General features: G+C 55.4%; 14 protein-coding genes and 1 pseudogene. 1 reads left to right on the forward strand and 14 read right to left on the reverse strand.

Annotated features, from left to right (window positions below; genetic code table 11):
• Positions 1 to 90: 90 nt before the first annotated feature.
• From polA to GT3570_RS13420, 8 genes and pseudogenes are all read right to left on the reverse strand, one after another.
• Positions 91 to 2,727 (reverse strand): DNA polymerase I, encoded by a 2,637-nt coding sequence (polA, locus tag GT3570_RS13380; protein ID WP_062898861.1) that lies wholly within the window; start codon positions 2,725 to 2,727, stop codon positions 91 to 93.
• Positions 2,728 to 2,880: 153 nt separating this feature from the next.
• Entirely contained in the window at positions 2,881 to 4,629 is a 1,749-nt protein-coding gene (pnpS, locus tag GT3570_RS13385; protein WP_014196522.1) for a two-component system histidine kinase PnpS, read from the reverse strand.
• Entirely contained in the window at positions 4,622 to 5,329 is a 708-nt protein-coding gene (locus GT3570_RS13390; protein WP_015375585.1) for a response regulator transcription factor, read from the reverse strand. Before GT3570_RS13390 ends, pnpS begins: the two co-directional genes overlap by 8 nt.
• 208 nt (positions 5,330 to 5,537) lie before the next feature.
• Positions 5,538 to 6,005, reverse strand: a complete 468-nt coding sequence (locus tag GT3570_RS13400) for a MaoC/PaaZ C-terminal domain-containing protein (RefSeq protein ID WP_011232207.1) — start codon at positions 6,003 to 6,005, stop codon at positions 5,538 to 5,540.
• 84 nt (positions 6,006 to 6,089) lie between these two features.
• A pseudogene (gene mdh, locus GT3570_RS13405) lies at positions 6,090 to 7,029 on the reverse strand (malate dehydrogenase).
• A 26-nt stretch (positions 7,030 to 7,055) separates the two neighbouring features.
• On the reverse strand, positions 7,056 to 8,327 hold the full coding sequence (gene icd, locus GT3570_RS13410) for an NADP-dependent isocitrate dehydrogenase (RefSeq protein ID WP_011232209.1): 1,272 nt from the start codon (positions 8,325 to 8,327) through the stop codon (positions 7,056 to 7,058).
• Positions 8,328 to 8,399: 72 nt separating this feature from the next.
• On the reverse strand, positions 8,400 to 9,518 hold the full coding sequence (citZ, locus tag GT3570_RS13415; RefSeq protein WP_011232210.1) for a citrate synthase: 1,119 nt from the start codon (positions 9,516 to 9,518) through the stop codon (positions 8,400 to 8,402).
• A 293-nt stretch (positions 9,519 to 9,811) separates the two neighbouring features.
• Positions 9,812 to 10,267, reverse strand: a complete 456-nt coding sequence (locus GT3570_RS13420; RefSeq protein ID WP_021322131.1) for a DUF441 domain-containing protein — start codon at positions 10,265 to 10,267, stop codon at positions 9,812 to 9,814.
• Between the two features lie 93 nt (positions 10,268 to 10,360).
• On the opposite strand from GT3570_RS13420, the gene ytvI reads away from it, so the two are divergent.
• Entirely contained in the window at positions 10,361 to 11,479 is a 1,119-nt protein-coding gene (ytvI, locus tag GT3570_RS13425; RefSeq protein WP_023633466.1) for a sporulation integral membrane protein YtvI, read from the forward strand.
• Positions 11,480 to 11,621: 142 nt separating this feature from the next.
• On the opposite strand, the gene pyk is transcribed toward ytvI, so the two are convergent.
• The 6 genes from pyk to dnaE all read right to left on the reverse strand — a co-directional run bounded on the left by pyk (position 11,622) and on the right by dnaE (position 20,444).
• The gene (gene pyk / locus GT3570_RS13430; protein WP_042379944.1) at positions 11,622 to 13,385 is read right to left on the reverse strand and encodes a pyruvate kinase; all 1,764 of its coding nucleotides are present in this window, start codon (positions 13,383 to 13,385) and stop codon (positions 11,622 to 11,624) included.
• A 27-nt stretch (positions 13,386 to 13,412) separates the two neighbouring features.
• A complete protein-coding gene (gene pfkA, locus GT3570_RS13435) occupies positions 13,413 to 14,372 on the reverse strand; it encodes a 6-phosphofructokinase (RefSeq protein ID WP_011232214.1) in 960 nt (319 codons plus the stop codon).
• A gap of 179 nt (positions 14,373 to 14,551) precedes the next feature.
• Positions 14,552 to 15,529, reverse strand: a complete 978-nt coding sequence (gene accA, locus GT3570_RS13440; RefSeq protein WP_011232215.1) for an acetyl-CoA carboxylase carboxyl transferase subunit alpha — start codon at positions 15,527 to 15,529, stop codon at positions 14,552 to 14,554.
• Positions 15,514 to 16,386, reverse strand: a complete 873-nt coding sequence (accD, locus tag GT3570_RS13445) for an acetyl-CoA carboxylase, carboxyltransferase subunit beta (RefSeq protein ID WP_011232216.1) — start codon at positions 16,384 to 16,386, stop codon at positions 15,514 to 15,516. The genes accA and accD overlap by 16 nt, the downstream gene beginning before the upstream one ends.
• 39 nt (positions 16,387 to 16,425) lie before the next feature.
• Positions 16,426 to 17,109 carry a FadR/GntR family transcriptional regulator gene (locus tag GT3570_RS13450; RefSeq protein WP_014196530.1) on the reverse strand — a complete coding sequence of 228 codons (684 nt, stop codon included), beginning with the start codon at positions 17,107 to 17,109 and terminating at the stop codon, positions 16,426 to 16,428.
• Between the two features lie 59 nt (positions 17,110 to 17,168).
• The gene (gene dnaE / locus GT3570_RS13455) at positions 17,169 to 20,444 is read right to left on the reverse strand and encodes a DNA polymerase III subunit alpha (protein WP_062898863.1); all 3,276 of its coding nucleotides are present in this window, start codon (positions 20,442 to 20,444) and stop codon (positions 17,169 to 17,171) included.
• Between the last annotated feature and the right edge of the window lie 91 nt (positions 20,445 to 20,535).

The following is a 20,535-nucleotide window of genomic DNA, read 5'->3' on the forward strand; positions in this document are numbered from 1 at the left end:
CTCAACTGGAGAAGAGTCGTTGTGAAACTGCTTTTTCATTGCATCACAGGCCTTCTTAAGGGTGCCGGCGATCCACACCAAGACTCCTTTTTATTTCGCGTCATACCACGTCGAGCCATAATGGTAATCGACTTTGAGCGGCACGCGAAGTGTGACCGCTTGCTCCATCACTTCCGGAACGAGCCGGCACAGCCGCTCCATCTCTTCTTTCGGCGCCTCCAAAATGAGCTCGTCATGCACCTGCAGCAAAAGGCGCGCTTGCAGCCGCTCTTCCTTCAGTCTGGCGTTCAGATCGATCATCGCCTTTTTAATAATGTCAGCGGCGCTCCCTTGAATCGGCGTGTTCATCGCCATCCGTTCAGCAAAGCTGCGGACGTTGAAGTTGCGGCTCGTGATATCCGGCAAATAGCGGCGCCGATGCAGCAGCGTCGTCACATACCCTTTCTGTTTTGCTTCTTGCACAATGTTTTCCATATACCGCTTCACGCCAGGGAAGCTTTCGAAGTAGCGCTCGATGAATTCAGCGGCCTCTTTGCGTGAAATATTTAAGTTTTGCGCCAAGCCGTAATCACTGATCCCGTAAACGATCCCAAAGTTGACCGCCTTCGCCTGACGGCGCATGTTGGGCGTCACTTCGTCCTCGCTCACTTGGAAAATGTCCATCGCTGTTTTCGTATGGATATCCAAATCGCGGCGGAACGCTTCCATTAAATTGTCATCTTCCGCAATATGGGCGAGGACGCGCAACTCAATTTGCGAGTAGTCGGCAGCGAAAATGAGCCAATCAGACTCCGACGGCACGAACGCTTGGCGGATTTTCCGTCCTTCCTCAAGCCGAATCGGAATGTTTTGCAAGTTCGGCTCCGTCGAGCTGAGCCGTCCGGTTTGCGTCAACGCCTGATTGAAAATCGTATGCACCTTCTTTGTATCGGGTCGCACGACTTTCAGCAATCCTTCAATATACGTCGACTGCAACTTGCCAAGCTGGCGGTAATGCAAAATGTTTTCCACGATCTCGTGATAAGGCGCAAGTTTTTCAAGCACATCCGCCGAAGTGGAGTAGCCGGTTTTCGTTTTTTTCAAGACGGGCAGCTGCAGTTTTTCAAATAAAATGACGCCGAGCTGTTTCGGTGAATTGATGTTGAATTCTTGGCCGGCGAGCTCATAAATGCGCTGCTCGACCGTGCACAGCTGCTCGGCGAGCTCTTCGCCCATCTGTTCGAGCCGCTTCGTATCCACTTTCACTCCGGCAAATTCCATTTCCGCCAAAATCGAAGACAACGGCTGCTCGAGCTCGACGAGCAACCGATCTTGTTCGTTGCGGCGCAGCTCATCCAAAAACGGCCGTTCGAGCGCCCAAATCGCCGCCGCCTTGCGGACCAAATGCTCGGCGAGCACTGGCTCATCCGGCACGGCCCGCTTCGCCCCTTTGCCATACACCGCTTCATCCGGGCGCACCGCTTCGTATTGCTTCATTTTTGCTGCGGCAGCCACATCATCAACACCTTGCGCCGGATCAAGCAAATAGGCGGCCAGCAATAAATCAAAGGAAACGCCGCATAGCTCAATTCCTTTCCATTTCAAGGCGACTGCCGCGCGCTTTGAGTCAAACATGCTTTTTTTCTTCGTTTCATCACCAAGCCAGGCGACAAACTGCGGATCGGCAAGCGCCGTCTCCGGGCGCAGGAAAAACCGTCCATGTTCGTTGACCACAGCGATGCCGACGATCGGCGCATCATGATAATTTTCCTCGACCACTTCAACGACAAGCGCCGCCTTGTCGGCAAGCATCTCCTCCGTCACGCGGTCAGCAAGCGTAAATGCCATCTTGGCAAGCGGTTTTTCCTCTTCTGATGACGGCGATTCCATTTTCTCTAAAAACGATTGAAACCCAAGCTCTTTAAATAAAGCGACCACTTTCTCCCGGTCTTCCCCTTGATAGACGATGTCATCAAGCGAGAGCTCGACCGGGGCGTCGCGGCGAATGGCGGCGAGCTTTTTGCTTAACAGCGCCATCTCCCGGTGTTGGCGCAGCGTTTCTTTCAACTTTTCGCCTTTGATCTCGTCAATGGAGGCAAGCACGTTTTCGACCGTGCCGAATTGCCTGAGCAGCTTGACCGCCGTCTTTTCCCCGATGCCCGGCACTCCGGGGATGTTGTCCGATTTGTCGCCCATCAATCCTTTCAAATCAACGATTTGTTCCGGAGTTAAGCCGTATTTTTCGCGGACCGTCTCCGGCGTGTACGGTTCGATATCGGTAATCCCTTTTTTCGTAATGTCCACCGTCACATGGGGGGAGGCGAGCTGGGTCAGATCGCGGTCGCCGGAAATGACTTTCACCTCAAACCCTTCCTGCTCAGCGCGGGCGGCAAGCGTTCCGATAATATCGTCCGCTTCGTAGTTCTCGAGTTCATAGGCGGGGATGCGATACGCCCTCAGCAGCTCGCGCAACAGCGGAAACTGCTCCGACAGCTCCGGTGGCGTCTGTTGGCGCCCACCTTTATACTCTTGAAACGCTTCATGCCGGAACGTCGTTTTCCCGGCGTCAAACGCGACAAGCATATGAGTTGGCTCTTCTTCCGCCAAAATTTTATTCAACATCATCGTAAACCCGTAGACGGCGTTCGTATGGATGCCTTTGTCGTTATGCAAAAGCGGCAAGGCGAAAAAGGCGCGGTACGCCACGCTGCTGCCGTCGATTAAAACAAGCTTTTTTTTCAATCTCATCCCTCCTCGGATGCTTCCTTGTCCTATTGTACCATGCCTGCGGCTTGCCTTGAACGCTCTCCCACCATGATGGGAGGCGCCGATTCATCCCGTGCTTACGCTCACGCTGAAAAATGGCAGGCTTCTCAGTTGGAGATGATAAAAAGAAGCCGGCTACCGCCCCGGCTTTGGAAAATGGATCGTGAACACGGTGCCGCGCCCCACTTTGCTCGCTACGGTAATATATCCATGGTGAGCCTCAACCAAATGTTTCACAATCGCCAGGCCCAACCCCGTTCCGCCGGAATCGCGGCTGCGCGCCTTGTCGACGCGGTAAAAACGCTCAAAAATGCGCGGGATTTCTTTTTCCTCAATGCCGATTCCGGTGTCTTTCACATGGATCAGCACTTCTTTCTTCGTCTCTTCCGCCTCGACAGCGACCCGTCCGTGCTCCGGCGTATACGTGATGGCGTTGGCGAGCAAGTTCAGCAAAATTTGCTTCATCCGATTTCTGTCACCGCGGATGACAAGCCCGGATGGCGATTCGATATGCAAATCAATTTGTTTTTCCGCCGCTTTTTGGCGAAACACAGCAGCCGCTTCGGCGATGACTTGAGCGATATCCACGTCTTCGAGTTGCAGCTGAAATCCGTGCTGCTCGATTTTCGACAAGTCCAACAGTTCCTCAACGAGCGTTTGCAGCCGTTCGCTTTCTTTTAAGATGATGGTCAAAAAATGTTCGAGCGCCGCTTCATCCTTCATAGCGCCATCCAATAGCGTTTCGGCGAATCCTTTGATGGACGTCACCGGCGTTTTCAATTCGTGCGAAACGTTGGCGACAAAGTCTTTGCGGATTTGCTCAAGGCGCTTCAGCTCCGTAATGTCATGAAACACGACGACAATCCCTTTCCATTCGGCGTTCGTGCCAATAATGGGAGCCCCGTATACATCGAAATGTTTCCGCTCGATGCCAATCGTCAGCCGCATATGCCGGCGCATCGTCGTTTCAGTGATGAAAATATCATCGATAAACCGGACGATGTCGCGGTGCGGCAGCACATCGGCGTACGGACGGTACAAACAATCCGACGGATCGAGATGAAACTGAGTCTGGAACGCCCGATTGATGAGAGAAATATGTCCGCGGTGGTCAATAAACAACAGGCCGCTGCCGACGTTTTCAATGAGCGTGTGAAGCCGATCGGTCTGAATTTCCCGCGCCCTGCTCATCTCCTGCAAATGGCGGGCCAGCCGGTTGATCGAGCGCACAAGCATCCCGGCCTCGTTATATTCACCATCGGGCACACGGGCGGCGTAATTGCCTTTTTCCAGCTCAAACGCCACTTTCGTCGCTTCTTCAATCGGCTTCATATATTGATTGGCGATTTTCCAGACGAGGGCGATGATGACAACGAGCGCCATCCCGAGGCTGCTCGTGAGCACGCCCCAAATTTGCTCGTTTACTTTTTGGAGTGAGCTCGTCGGTGTGCTTAAAACGACGTACCCGCTCCGTTCACCGCGCTCGTACGGGACGATGTAGTAATAGACATCGTTTGTTTTTTCAATCACGGAAAAGCGGGGAAACTGCTTTTTGCGCAAAATCGCGCGGACGATGCGCTCATGGTCTTTGTCGCTGATCGCTGCGACGCGACCGCTGTCAAACCGCACCCGTTCTTCTTTATCGAGCACGGTGATGCGGGACGACAGTTCATTCCCCATTTCCTGCAAATCGGCGCGGATTTGCTCGAGCGGTTCATTTTCAAGCAAAATCGCAAGCGCTTGGGCCTCTTTTTCCATCCGTTTGTTCATCGTCTCGGCGTAAAAATCTTTCAGCAATTGCCCGAGCAAAAGCCCGAGGGCGATCAACACCGTGGCGATGAGCGTCACGAGCCAAAACAAAAGGCGGGTGCGGAAGCTATTCATGCCGCTTCGGTTCCTCCAACTTGTAGCCAAGGCCGCGCACCGTTTTAATGTACATCGGTTTTTTCGTATCGGTTTCGATCTTCTCGCGCAAGTGGCTGATATGGACGTCGACAATGCGTGTATCGCCGGCAAACTCGTAGTTCCACACGGCGCTGAGCAGCTGGTCGCGCGTCAACACCCGCCCTTTATGGCGAGCCAAATAAAGGAGCAACTCAAACTCTTTCGGCGTCAGCTCAAGCGGCTTGCCGTCGATCGTTGCTTCATAGCGTTCCGGAAAAATTTCCAGCTCGCCAACAACAAGCCGCTCGCTCGATTCAGCCGCCGGCTGAACGATCTCCGTGCGGCGCAAAATCGCCTTGACGCGGGCAATGACTTCGCGCGGGCTGAACGGCTTTGTCATATAGTCGTCGGCGCCAAGCTCAAGACCAAGCACTTTGTCAAATTCATCATCGCGAGCCGTCAACATTAAAATCGGCGTCATGATTTGCTGCTGACGAAGCCGCTTGCACACATCAACGCCGTCAAGCTTCGGCAGCATCAAGTCCAAAATAATGAGCGCCGGCTGCTCGGACGCTACTTTCACGAGCGCCTCTTCGCCATCGTGAGCGGTCACGACGTGAAATCCGGCTTTCTCCAAATTGTACGACAACAGAGTCACAATCGGCTGTTCGTCATCGACAACTAAAATTTTTCGTCCCATGCCGCTCCTCCATCCCGTCCAATGGTTTCTGCCTTTATGATACCACAATTGACGCCTTGATTCGGACAAAAAAAAGAAAAAAGGGCGTTTTCCTGCGGACAGGTTGCCCTCGGAAAACTGCCCCTCGCGTTTGGCTGGCTTCCTTTGGCGGAAAGCGGCATGAAACTCCCCCTTTGTTTCGAAGTGGGGGACTGCTTTCAACATGAGGTCAAAAGTTCTCGAGCACCCGCCCGTCTAGGCGCGGCAACGTATGCGGCGGGCAGACAGACAGCGTTCCGTCAAGCACCGTCTCCGCACCGCGCGTCGCCATGACGGACAACGTCACGCAATGGCCCGCCTCATCGACATCGGCGACTTCGAGCAAAAATTCGAGCGTTTCATAATGATAAACTGGGCGGAGAAAGCGAAGATCCTGCCGCGTAATGTAGCTGCCCGGGCCCGGCAAATATTTGGAGACCGCGGAAGTGATCATCCCCGTCAACATGACCGGCGGCACGACCGGTTTTCCAAACGGCGTCTGTGAAGCATAATCATGCTGGATATAGAGCGGATTGGCATCATCCGTCAGCCCAAGATAAAGAAGCAAGTCTTTGTCTTCGATGGCGGCTTGGAACACGAGCTTTTCCCCCGCTTGAATTTCCCCGATCCGTCTCCCGAGCTTTCGTTTTTTCAACATGTTCCCACCCCTTCGTTGTCTAGAAAGCGCTTTCATTGACTGTGGGCAAAAATCCGGGGCAATGCCCGAATTTTTGCCTCGCCGCTATTCCAGCATGCGCATGACATTTTTAACGGATTCGACGGATTTGGCGAGCGCCGCTTTTTCCTCTTCGGTCAGCTCGAGCTCGATCACTTTCTCGATGCCGTTGCCGCCGAGGATCGTCGGCACGCCCAAATAAATGCCTTCATAGCCGTATTCGCCTTCAAGGTAGGCGATCGCCGGCAAAATGCGGCGCTGGTCTTTCAAAATCGCTTCAACCATTTCGACAAGCGAGGCGGCCGGTGCGTAGTAGGCGCTGCCGTTGCCGAGCAGGTTGACGATTTCACCGCCGCCTTTGCGCGTCCGCTCAACGATGGCGTCCAAACGATCTTTCGGAATGAGTTTTTCGAGCGGAATGCCGCCGGCGTACGAGTAGCGGACGAGCGGCACCATGTCATCGCCATGGCCGCCTAAAACAAACCCAGTGACATCTTTTACCGAAATGTTCAGCTCCTCGGCGACGAACGTGCGGAAGCGCGCCGTATCCAAGACGCCCGACTGGCCGATGACGCGGTTTTTCGGGAATCCGGATTCCTTAAAGACCGTATACGTCATCGCATCGACCGGGTTCGTCAAGACGATGATGTAGCAGTTCGGCGAGTACTTGACGACTTCCTTCGTCACTTGCTTCATAATTTTTTGGTTCGTCGTCACCAAATCGTCGCGGCTCATGCCCGGCTTGCGGGCGATGCCTGCTGTGATGACGACGATGTCGGAATCGGCTGTGTCAGCGTAATCCGATGTGCCGATGATATTCGCGTCAAAGCCGAGCACCGGGCTTGCCTCGAGCATATCGAGCGCCTTCCCTTTCGTTGGGTTCTCAAGCTGCGGAATATCGACCAACACGACGTCGCCGAGCTCTTTTTGCGCCAAAAGGAACGCCGTCGTCGCCCCCGTGAATCCGGCGCCGATCACCGAGATTTTTTTTCCGTTTCATCGCCATCGTTTGCCATCCCTTTCCTTCAAAGGTTAGTCCATATTGCGGATGAGCGCATCAGCAAATTCGGAGCATTTCACTTCCGTCGCCCCTTCCATCAGGCGGGCGAAGTCATACGTGACGATTTTCGCGGCGATGGTTTTCTCCATCGCTTTGATGATCAATTTCGCTGCTTCGTTCCAACCAAGATGCTCAAACATCATGACGCCCGAGAGAATGACGGACGACGGGTTGACTTTGTCAAGCCCTGCGTATTTCGGCGCCGTGCCGTGCGTCGCTTCGAAAATCGCGTGGCCGGTTTCGTAGTTGATGTTGGCCCCCGGCGCGATGCCGATGCCGCCGACTTGAGCGGCCAGCGCGTCGGAAATGTAGTCGCCGTTTAAGTTCATCGTCGCGATGACGTCAAATTCGCGCGGACGCGTCAAAATTTGTTGCAGGAAGATGTCGGCGATGACATCTTTGATAATGATTTTGCCGGACGCTTCCGCATCAGCAAGCGCTTTGTTCGCCGCTTCCTTGCCTTCCGTTTCAACGATTCGGTCGTATTGCGCCCACGTGAACACTTTGTCGGCGAATTCTTCCTCCGCCAATTCATAACCCCAGTTTTTAAACGCGCCTTCGGTGAATTTCATAATGTTTCCTTTATGAACGAGCGTCACCGACTTGCGGCCGTGTTCGATCGCGTAGTTGATCGCCGCGCGCACAAGCCGTTTCGTCCCTTGTTCGGAAATCGGTTTAATGCCGATGCCGGACGTTTCCGGGAAGCGGATTTTGCGCACGCCCATTTCGTTTTGCAAAAAGTCGATGACTTTTTTCACTTCCGGCGTGCCTTTGGCATATTCAATGCCAGCGTAGATGTCTTCCGTGTTTTCCCGGAAAATGACCATATCGGTGTCTTCCGGGCGTTTCACCGGCGACGGAACGCCTGGGAAGTAGCGAACCGGGCGCAAGCAGACAAACAGGTCGAGCTCTTGGCGGAGCGCTACGTTCAGCGAGCGGATGCCGCCGCCGACCGGCGTCGTCAACGGCCCTTTAATGGCGATTATGTATTCGCGGATCGTCTCAAGCGTTTCATCCGGAAGCCAGCTGCCCGTCAGCTTGTACGCTTTTTCACCAGCGAGCACTTCCTTCCAGACGATTTTTTTCTCACCTTTGTACGCTTTTTCCACCGCTGCTTCGAGCACGCGCGAAGCGGCCGCCCAAATGTCCGGGCCGGTTCCATCCCCCTCGATGAACGGAATGATCGGGTTGTTCGGAACGTTGAGCACACCATTTTGGACTGTAATTTTTTCTCCTTGCGTCACGAGCAAAACCCCCAATGCAGTTTTTTTATAAAAAGGCGTGAAGGCGCGCCTTCACCGCCTTGTCCACTTGTTTTAGCCGCGCTCGTCGATCGGCACGTACGCCCGCTTGCCTGGGCCGGTGTACTCAGCGCGCGGACGGATGAGACGGTTGTTGTCGTATTGTTCCAAGATGTGAGCCAACCATCCCGAGGTGCGGCTGACGGCAAAAATCGGCGTAAACAAATCATGATCGATTCCTAGACAATGGTAAACCGAGGCGGAATAAAAGTCAACGTTCGGCGGCAGCGCTTTTTCCGATGTGACGATTTCTTCAATCTTCGTCGACATTTCATACCAATGCGGCTCGCCGACGAGCTTCGTCAGTTTTTCCGACATTTTTTTCAAATGTTTGGCGCGCGGGTCGCCTTTTCGGTAAACGCGATGGCCAAAGCCCATAATTTTTTCTTTGTTGGCGAGCTTTCTGCGGATGTATGGCTCGACGTTGTCGACCGTGCCGATTTCCGTCAACATTTTCATCACCGCTTCGTTCGCCCCGCCGTGAAGCGGCCCTTTCAAGGCTCCGATCGCCGCCGTGATGCCGGAATAAATATCGGACAGCGTGGCTACGCAGACGCGCGCCGTGAACGTCGACGCGTTCAACTCGTGGTCGGCATGCAGCACGAGCGCCTTGTTGAACGCTTCCGTGGCGATGTCGTCTGGTTCTTTGCCGGTCAGCATGTACAAGAAATTGGCAGCAAAGCTCAAATCTTTGCGCGGCGCAACCGGTTCCAACCCTTTGCGCACGCGGGCGAAGGCGGTGACAATCGTCGGGATTTTCGCCTGCAGGCGAATGGCTTTCCGATAATTCGCCTCTTTCGTCATCACATCCGCCTCTTCGTCATACAAGCCGAGAAGCGATACCGCGGTGCGCAAAGCCGCCATCGGATGCACCTTGTCAATCGGATACAGCTTGAAGTGTTCAATGATTTCATTTGGAATTTCAGCGTTTTCCGCCAACTGTTTCTTTAATTCCTCAAGCTGCTCTTTCGTCGGCAGTTCGCGATGCCAAAGCAAATAAACGACTTCTTCGAAGGAAGCGTTTTCGGCTAAATCGTCAATGTCATAACCGACATACGTCAACGTGTCATCGATGATCGAACTGATGCTTGAAGTTGTGGCCACAACTCCCTCTAACCCACGGGTTACTGTCATGTTCAATCTCCCCTTCTCTTCATAAGTTCCGGCCATAACGACCGATGGCCGATGAGCGCTTGCTCGAAATGGAGGCAAAAACAAACGCGCGCGCGAAAGTGCTTACATGACGCCGGCGACAACCGCCCCGTCGCAACAGCTGCACAATGCTTGGCCGAAAACTCACTCACGTTTATTATTATAAACAATTATCAGACTTTTGTCAGCTGTCACACGTCAAAAGAAATGATGATCAGGAATAAAATGGAAATCGATTCATCTCAAAACGGAGGATCCCACACACCGCCTGATGATCAAAAATATTCTACCATTTTGATGACCGTATAGGCAATGCCAGCGCCGATCAATGGACCAACCGCCACCCCATGAAACAGCGAAACCGCGAGGATGGTGCCGAATGCAAGCGCGGCGGTCATATGCGGGTCATTGGCAAGGAGCGTTACTCCATTTTTGGCGATCAAGGCGACAAAAATGCCAGATGCGAGCGCCACCCAGGCCGACAACGACTGCAGAGAGCCGACAAGCTGCCGAAAGCCGATCTCCCCAGAAGCGATGGGAGCGAGCACGGCGATCGTAATGACCGTCACTCCCCAGTTGATCCCTTTGGACTGAATGATCGGCAGCACTTTTTGATCCAAGCCGACAAGTTTGATGGCCAACAGCACAACGACGGCGACAATAAGCGACTTGTTTTTCGCAAGAAAGCCGAGCGCAAGCAACAACAATAAAAACAACACCGGTTCGTTCACGGTCGTCCGTCCTTTCCTATGAAACTTGTCTTTTTGCTTCCCCGTAAGAAAACGTGTAATATATCAATATGGAACGTCGTTGGAGGTGAAACATTGTCCCGAGTTTATGTTGATCGCTTTTTGCGCTTTTTTCTTGTCATCGCCGCTGTCGCGCTCGGCGCCATCGCTATGTACTACATCGCGACGGTGACGTATCCGTTCATCATCGCCTTTTTCATCGCGATGATCATCAACCCGCTCGTCGATGCTTTGGAGCGGAAAGCGAAAATGCCGCGCTGGCTCGCGGTCAGCGTCACGCTCATCATGTTGTTTGCCGCGGTCGCCGGCTTGGTCACGCTTCTTGTTGCCGAAATCGTTTCGGGAACGCAATATTTAGCCCGCGTCGTGCCGGAAAAATTTCAAGCATTGATCACGTACATGGAGACGTTCGTCGCCGACCAAATCATCCCGATTTACAAAGATTTGGCCGGGATGTTTAAAAGTTTAAGCGCCGCCCAACAGGATACGATTATGCAAAACATTCAAGCCGTCGGAAAAAAAATTGGGACGACGGTTGGTGAATTTGTCCAGAGCATCCTGCAAAACATTCCGCAGCTTCTCGCCTGGCTGCCGAATGCCGCGACCGTGTTTATTTTTTCGCTGTTGGCGACGTTTTTCATCAGCAAAGACTGGCACCGTCTGATGCGCATGGCGCAGCAATGGCTGCCGACGAAAGCCCGCACAAGCGGAAAAACGGTGTTTCTTGATTTAAAGCGGGCGCTGTTTGGCTTTATCAAAGCGCAGGCGACGCTCATTTCGATTACGACGGTCATCGTGTTGATCGGCTTGCTTATTTTGCGCGTCGATTACGCCATTACGATCGCATTGATCATCGGGTTCGTCGATCTTTTGCCATATTTGGGAACGGGGATTGTATTTGTTCCTTGGATCATTTACACCATGGCTAGCGGCGACATTCCGTTTGCCATCGGATTGGGCGTGCTGTATGTCGTCGTCCTCGTCCAACGGCAAATCATGGAGCCGAAAGTGCTTTCTTCAACGATCGGCCTCGATCCGCTCGCGACGCTCATCGCCTTGTTCGTCGGCTTCAAACTGCTCGGCTTTCTCGGCTTGATTGCCGGCCCCGTCGCGCTTGTCATCATCCGCACGCTCCATAGCGCCAATGTTTTTCGTGATCTTTGGCGCTTTATTATCGGCAAGCCGGCCACGTAATCGAAGGGAGCTGTCTCAAAAGCTCGGCTTTCTATAATAGGAATACAATCTTTCGTTTCACAAAGATGTTTAATGGGTATATAGGACGATGCGAAAGGGTGTCCCGCTGCTTTTGGGACACCCTGTTTTGCTGCAACGTCCGTTACAACACGCTCGCATGGCCGCGGTAGACGGCGCCAAAGCCGCCATCGACCGTGATCTCTTGCCCATCTTTAAACAAGCTTGTGGCATTTTCCACCCCGACGACGACCGGAATGCCAAGGCTTAAGCCGACGACCGCCGCATGGCTCGTCAACCCGCCTTCCTCGGTGATGATCGCCGCCGCTTTTTCGATCGCCGGCATCATATCGGCATCGGTGCTGATGGTGACTAAAATGCCGCCCTCTACCATTTTTCGGCACGCCTCTTCTGCCGTTTTGGCGACGACCGCCTTGCCGAATGCCGACTTGCGGCCGATGCCTTGCCCTTTGGCAAGCAAGTCGCTGATGACGTGCACTTTCATTAAGTTCGTCGATCCCGTTTCGCCGACCGGCACGCCGGCCGTGATGACGACCAAGTCGCCGTGCTTCACCAAGCCGGAGCGCACTGCCGCGTCGACCGCCACATCGAGCATTTCATCGGTTGTATTGACATGCGGTGCTTCTTTCGTATACACGCCCCAAATGAGCGCCAGCCGCCGCGAGACCGCTTCGTTTGATGTCACCGCGATGATCGGGGCTTTCGGGCGGTATTTCGCCACCATCTGCGGCGTTTTTCCGCTCACCGTCGGCGTCACGATCGCCGCGACATCCAAATTGAGCGCTGTGTGGGCGACCGATTGGCCGATGGCATCGGTGATCGTCGTTCGGCTCTCTTTCGTGCGCTGGGACAAAATGTCGCGATGCTCCAACGCCTGCTCGGTGCGGAGCGCGATTTGGTGCATCGTCCTTACCGCTTCGACCGGATACTGGCCGGCTGCGGTTTCTCCGGAAAGCATGACGGCGTCGGTGCCGTCAAAAATGGCGTTGGCGACATCGCTCGCCTCAGCCCGCGTCGGCCGCGGATTGCGCTGCATCGAGTCGAGCATTTGCGTCGCCGTGATGACCGGTTTGCCAAGCATGTTGCACTTTTTAATGAGCATTTTTTGAATGAGAGGCACTTCCTCAGCCGGAATCTCAACGCCAAGGTCGCCGCGCGCCACCATGAGGCCATCGGCGGCTTCCAAAATTTCATCGATGTTGGCGACGCCTTCTTCATTTTCAATTTTCGCGATAATTTGGATATGTAAGGCGTCATTCGCCTCGAGCAGCTCGCGGATTTCGAGCACATCAGACGCCCGTCGCACAAACGAGGCGGCGATGAAGTCGATGCCTTGGCGGATGCCAAATAAAATATCGGCTCGGTCCTTCTCGGTGATGCCCGGCAAATTGACACGCACGCCGGGGACATTGACCCCTTTTTTGTTTTTGAGCACACCGGTGTTTAGGACGGTCGTGACAATTTCTCCAGCTTGCTTGTCGACCGCGTTGACTTCAAGGCCGATCAACCCGTCGTCCAGCAAAATTTTCGAACCAACGGACACATCATCGATCAGCCCCGGATAGGTGACGGAAATTTTTTCCGGCGTGCCGAGCACTTCGCTCATCGAAATGATGAGCTTTGCCCCTTCCTTCAGTTCGACGGCGCCGTTCTCCATATTGTGCGTGCGGATTTCCGGGCCTTTCGTATCGAGCAAAATGGCGACCGTTTGGCCCGTCCGCCTCGCCGCCTCGCGAATGTTGGCGATGCGCCGCCCGTGTTCCTCATGATCTCCGTGCGAAAAGTTGAGGCGCGCCACGTTCATCCCCGCTTCGATCAATTGCACGAGCTTGTCTACGCTCTCGCTTGCCGGCCCGATCGTACAGACGATTTTCGTTTTCCGCTTCATCACTTCTTCTTCCTTTCCCCTCGGGAATTAAATCGACAGCTCTTTCGACAATGTATACATCCGCTGATCGACCGTATGTGTTTTCGCCAACGCTTCGGCAATGTCATGGTCAACGATTTGGTTGTTTTGAATGCCAACGCAGCGGCCGCCTTTGCCTTCAAGGAGCAGCTCGACCGCACGGGCGCCGAGGCGGCTCGCTAACACGCGGTCAAACGCCGTCGGCGATCCGCCGCGCTGCACGTGGCCAAGCACCGTCACGCGCGTCTCAAAGCCGGTCGCCTCTTGAATTTGCCGGCCGAAGTCGACGCCGCTGCCGACTCCCTCGGCGACGATGATGATGCTGTGTTTTTTGCCGCGTTCATGGCCGCGCTTCAAGCGAGCGATGATGTCGTCCATGTCGTAGTCCGCTTCCGGAATCAAAATCGTCTCCGCCCCTCCGGCAAGCCCCGACCATAGCGCAATATCGCCGGCATGGCGGCCCATCACTTCGACGACGTACGTCCGCTCATGCGACGTCGCCGTGTCGCGGATTTTGTCAATGGCGTCAATGACCGTATTGAGCGCGGTGTCAAAACCGATCGTAAAATCGGTGCCTGGAATGTCGTTGTCGATCGTCCCGGGCACGCCGACGCACGGGAAGCCGTGCTCCGTCAATTTTTTCGCCCCTTGATACGACCCGTCGCCGCCGATGACGACCAGCCCTTCAATGCCGTGCTTTTTCAGCTGCTCGATCCCCTTTTTCTGTCCTTCTTCCGTCTTAAACTCCGGGCAGCGCGCGGTATAAAGGATGGTGCCGCCGCGATGGATGATGTCCCCGACGTCCCCGACTTCCAGCTTTTTGATATTGCCGGCGATCAACCCGGCATACCCGTGGTAGATTCCGTACACTTCCACCCCATGGTAAATCGCTTTGCGGACGACAGCGCGAATGGCCGCATTCATGCCCGGCGAGTCGCCGCCGCTTGTCAACACACCAATCCGTTTCATCATTTCCACCTCGTTTGCATCGAATTGCACACGTCCGACCTCATACGTCTTCTTGAACATCCCTAATGTACCATGAACAACAGCGGAACACAATATAGAAGCGATCGCTGAAACGGCTTACAAAAGTGGATTTTTTCACGATAGAACAAAGCTGTCCCACGACGGAGACAGCTTTTTCCTTATCTTGCCCGAATCGTTTCCGGCAAAAACGACACTTGGCCCATTTGTTTAAATTTTTCATAGCGCTGCCGGACGAGCTCTTCGCCGTCAAGCGCCAACAGCTGTTTGAGCGAACGGCGCAGCACGCGGTCAATTTCTTTTGCCTGCTCGTCGGCGTTGCGATGAGCGCCGCCTTTGACTTCTGGAATGATTTCATCGATGACGCCGAGCGCCTTTAAGTCATGAGCGGTGATTTTCATCGTTTCCGCCGCCCGCTGCGCCAATGAGGCGTCTTTCCACAAAATCGCCGCCGCCCCTTCCGGCGAGATGACCGAGTACGTCGAGTTTTCAAGCATATGGATATGATTGCCGACGCCAAGGGCAAGCGCCCCGCCGCTTCCGCCCTCTCCGATGACGATGCAGACGACAGGCACCGTGAGCCCAGCCATTTCAAACAAGTTGCGGGCGATCGCCTCGCTTTGCCCGCGCTCTTCGGCCGCTTTGCCCGGGTAGGCGCCTTTCGTGTCGATAAAGCAGATGATCGGCCGCGAAAACTTTTCTGCCTGCTTCATGAGCCGCAACGCCTTCCGGTATCCTTCCGGATGCGGCATGCCAAAGTTGCGGCGCAAGTTTTCTTTCGTATCTTTGCCGCGCTGATGACCGATGACCGTCACGGGGAGTCCGTCGTATTTGGCGATGCCGCCGACGATCGCCTCGTCATCGCCAAAGCAGCGGTCGCCGTGGCACTCAAGAAAGTTCGTAAACAACCGCTCGATGTAATCGAGCGTCGTCGGCCGCTGCGGGTGGCGGGCGATTTGCACGCGGTCCCACGGCGTCAAATTCGCATAAATCTCGTTTTCCAGCTTGGCGAGGCGCGCCTCAAGCTTTTCGATTTCCGCCGATAAATCGACGTCCGCCGTTTTCATGAACTCTTTCAACTCTTGAATTTTGCGGCGCAGCTCGACAAGCGGCTTTTCGAATTCTAATTCCGCCACCATCCCTCTTCCCCTCCTTTTTGATGAAGATCCAAGACGACCGCAAGCGTTTCTTTCAGCTCGTGGCGGTGAATGACGGCATCAAGCTGCCCGTGCTTCAGCAAAAACTCCGCCGTCTGGAAATCGTCCGGCAGCTCTTCGCGCACCGTCTGCTCGATGACGCGGCGGCCGGCAAAACCAATGAGCGCCCCCGGCTCGGCAAAGTTATAATCCCCAAGCGAGGCGAAACTCGCCGATACACCGCCGGTCGTCGGGTGGGTCATGACGGAGATGAACAAGCCGCCGTCGTTGCTGAACCGTTTGAGCGCCGCGCTTGTTTTCGCCATTTGCATGAGGCTCAACACCCCTTCCTGCATGCGGGCGCCGCCGGAAGCGGTGAAAATGAGAAACGGCATCTGCTGTTCGCGTGCCCGTTCGACGGCGCGGGTGATTTTTTCGCCGACGACCGAGCCCATGCTGCCCATGCGAAACGATGAATCCATGACAGCAATGACGAGCGGATGGCCGTCAAGCGCCCCTTCGCCGGTGACGACCGCCTCGTTCAGCCCTGACTTGCGCCGGTCTTCTTCCAGTTTTTCGATGTAGCCCGGAAAGCCGAGCGGATTGACCGAGATCATATCGGCGTCATACTCGCGGAAGCTGCCGTCATCAAGAAGGCTTGCAATCCGTTCACGCGCCGGCATCGGATGATGGTAGCCGCAGCTTAGGCAAACGCGCAAATTTTTGATCAACTCTTTTGTATACATAATTTTCTTGCATTGCGGACATTTCGTCATCACGCCTTCCGGCACTTCATGCCTCGCTTGTTCTGAAGGCAGCGGTGCATACTTTTTCTTTTTCACAAACAAGTCTTTCCACACGAGGGAGCCCCTCCTTTGCGTTTTCGCCTCTCTACTACTTTATCGAAAATGGACATCATTGTTTGTCAAACGATGTCCGGCCTGTTTCGACAACGGCGAAGGCCGTTGCGCCTCCCAAACGGCGACAGTCTCCGCCGGATCTTGCCTTTCCAAAGCGGCAAGCAACTGTTCATAACCGGCGTCGGCAAGGGGCGGCTCGGGCGCAAATGAAGCGGCAAACCCCGACAGCACCCGCCAAATGCGGGCGAGCAAAACATTGCCAGCTGCTTCCACCACCGTCTCGAAAAACCGCGCGAAATCAATCGGTTTTTGACGAACGATTTTTTTCAACTCGTCTACGTCCTCCGCGCTCCGGCGCCGACACGCAAGGGCAAGCAACAGGCGCTCGATGAGCCATTTTGTTTCCGCCAAATCGGCCTTCGCCCGTTCGTTTTCCAACAAAAACATCGCCAACAGGTCGATCAGCTGGTGGCTGCCGACCTCACGCCTATACCTCCCCTCGCCGCGCCGCGTTTCAATCAAGCCGAGAAATTCAAGCGCCCGCAACGCCTCGCGCACCGATGAACGCCCGACGCCGAGCCGTTCGGCCAGCTCGCGCTCCGACGGCAGCTTGTCGCCAGGGGCTAAGTTGTCTTCCGCCATCATGCGGCGGATATGTTTTAACGTCTCGGCATACACGTTCTCCTCTTTGATACAATGACCCCTCTCCTTCGCTTCATCCACTGGTCTGACCACCTAATGGTTATACGATATAACAAAATAATGAAATAGTAAAGAGCGATTTACTTGACGACCACGCGTCCGAAGCTGAACAAGGAAAGCAGTTCATCGACAAGCGGGGCGGTGAGATCGGCCGCATACCGCTCGGGAAGACGGAGAAGCTTTCGCTTCGCTTCATCGTACAAATACACCGGAGTGCGGCCTTGGTGTCGTTCCAACAGCGGCTTCAGCGCGGCAAGACGCGCCTTGTCTTGGCGGCTGGCGTCGATATACAACGCCGACGCCGTCAAGCGTTCGGCCCGGCGGATGATGAGCTGACGCCGTCCGCCGCGCACCTCAATCGTTCCGGCAAGCAATACAAACTGCCCTTCTTTCAATATGTCCGCCGCGCGGCGGTAAACGTTCGGAAACGCCACCGCCTCCAATTCCCCGCTCTCATCGCCGACGGTGAAAAACGCCATTTCTTCACCCTGCTTTGTTCTCGTTTTCCGTATGCGGACGACCGCTCCCCCGACTACAGTTGACGGACCTTGTACATCGGCAACACACACCGCCCCCGCCGCTTGCAGCAACGGGCGGCACACCGCCGCCGGATGCGGGGTGACGGCGAAGCCAAGAAACTCCGCTTCCCGCCGCCGCCGTTCGGACAAAGGCCACGAATGTGCGGCAGCATATTTCGGTTTTAACGACAGCCCTCCGGCTTGCAGCGCCTGAACCCATTGCGCATGTTCGATCGCAATGTCAATGCTGGCAAGAAGCGAAGCCCGATCTGCACCGAACTCGTCAAACGCCCCAACGGAAATGAGCGCCTCGAGCGCCGGGCGCCCGAGCCCTTTTGGCAGCAGGCGAGCAGCGAAATCAAAGAAGTCGGCAAACGGTCCGTTCGCTTTCCGCTCCTCGACAATCAGCTTCGCCGCCGAGCCGACTTGCTTCACCATCGCGAGCCCAAGGCGAATGGCGCTCCCCTCCACGGAAGAGCGAAAACCGCTTTTGTTGACCGACGGCAAAAGGACGTTGATCCCTTTTCGCGCCGCCTCCCAATAGTATACCGCCGCTTTTTCTCGGTCGCCGGAAGCATTGGTGAGCATGACCGCATAAAAACAAAGCGGGTAATGAGCTTTCATATACGCCATCGCATACGACAACATCGCATAGCTGACCGCGTGGCTTCGGTTGAAGCCGTAATCGGCAAAGCGGACGATGTGTCGGTACAGTTCCTCGGCGACTGCTTTCGGATAGCCGTTCGCCACGCAGCCGGCGACAAACGCCTGACGCTGCTCAGCAAGCAGCGCTTTCTCTTTTTTCGCCACCGCCCGGCGAAGCACGTCCGCTTGTCCGAGCGAAAATCCGGCAAGCCGGGCGGCGATTTGCATAATTTGCTCCTGGTAGATCAACACCCCGTATGTGGGCGCCAAAATCGTCTCAAGATCAGGATGGGCATAGGACACCGGCTCTTCCCCGCGCTTGCGCCGGATGTAAACGGGGATCATTTGCATCGGCCCTGGCCGATACAAGGCATTGACGGCGACGACATCTTCCAATTGCGACGGCCGCAGCTCGGCGAGCACGCGCTTCATCCCGCTTGATTCCAGCTGAAAAATGCCGTTTGTATCTCCAGCGCCAAGCAGCGCGTACGTTTTTTCATCATTGAGCGGCAACGTGCGGATGTCAAACGGCTTTCCTGTCTGCCGCTCGATCAAACGCACGATCTGCTCGATCAACGTGAGCGTGCGCAAACCGAGAAAATCAATTTTCAGCAATCCAAGCGCTTCAAGCGCCCCCATCGCGTATTGCGTCAGCGGCCATTCGCCATGGCTTGGCTGCAGCGGCACGAAGCGAACGAGCGGCTCCGGGCTGATGATGACACCAGCAGCGTGGATCGACGTATGGCGCGGCAGCCCTTCCAGTTTTTGCGCAACAGCCAGCCACTCTCTCCCTTGCGGAACCGCTGCCACCGCGCGCCGAAAAGCGGCGGACTCGGCATGCCATTGGCGGAGCGTCACACTTTGTTTGCTCGGCAGCAGCGCCGCGACCTGTTCCGCCTCCCGCCCAGGGACGCCAAGCGCTTTGGCCGTCTCGCGCAGCGCCGCTTTGGCGCCGAACGTACCGAACGTAATGATTTGCGCAACGCGGTCGCGCCCGTATTTATCCGCCACATAGCGAATCACTTCTTCGCGCCGGTCATCAGGAAAATCCAAGTCAATATCCGGCACCGACGCCCGCTCCGGATTTAAAAACCGTTCAAACAAAAGCCCATACTTGATCGGATCGACATCGGTGATCGACAATGCGTAGGCGACAAGCGACCCGGCCGCCGAACCGCGGCCCGGGCCGGTTAAGATGCCGCGCCGGCGGGCGTAGGCGAGCACATCGGCGACGATCAAAAAATAGTCGCTGAAATGAAGCGACTGAATCACATCCAGCTCATGCGAAAGCCGACGCCAGTAGCGCTCATCGGCCGACGGCACGCGTCGGGCGAGCCCTTGTTCCGATAAGCGGCGCAAATAACTGTCGGCCGTCTCTCCGTCCGGAACGGGATACGCCGGCAGCCGCCAGCCGCCAAACTCGATCTGCAGCTCGCATTGATCGGCGATCGCCAGGCTGTTCTCGAGCGCCTCCGGCAAGTCCGCAAACCGGCGCGCCATCTCCTCTGGCCCCGCCAAATAGCGGCCGTTATCGTCCTCAATGTCAGCGAGCAGCGCGCCGCGGCCGATGGCCTGCAAGCAACGCCACGCCACGGCATCGCTGCGCTCCACGTAACGGACGTCGTTCGTCGCCACGATCGGGACGCCGGTTTCCTCCACCAGCTGCAACAACCCGGCTTCATATGGGGCTCGCGTTTGCTCGCCGCGCTGAACGGCGACATACAGCCGTCCTGGAAACAGCTGATGATAGCGGCCAAGCGCCTCTTTCGCCCGCTCCCATTCGCCGGCGGCCACAAGCGACTCGACGCGTCCCTCGCTTCCGGGAGTGATGGCGATGATGCCGCCGCTTAAGCGTACAAGAGCGACTTCCTCCATATGCTTTGTTTCCCCCATTTGCATCATGGTGCTGATTTCAAGCAAATGGCGATACCCCTCTTCATTGGCGGCCAACAGCACGAGCGGGAACGCTTCCTCCCCAGAAAGAGCGACATCAGCCGTCACGCCGATAATCGGGCGAATGCCGTTCTGCTTGCATTCCCGGTAAAACGGAATAGCGCCATACAACACATTCCGGTCCGTGAGCGCGAGCGCTTGATAGCCGAGCTGTTTCGCCCTCGCTGCAAGCGCCTCCACCGCCGCTGCACTTTGAAACAAACTGTATCCGCTCAACACATGCAAGTGGACGAACATCATGACCATCCCTCCCTCATCCGTGCGCTTGACGGGCGAAAACTTTTCTTTCGGCTACATACTCCGTCCACCCTATTGATATACATAGATAAGA

The organism is Geobacillus thermoleovorans, assembly GCF_001610955.1.
Classification (GTDB): Bacteria; Bacillota; Bacilli; order Bacillales; family Anoxybacillaceae; genus Geobacillus; species Geobacillus thermoleovorans.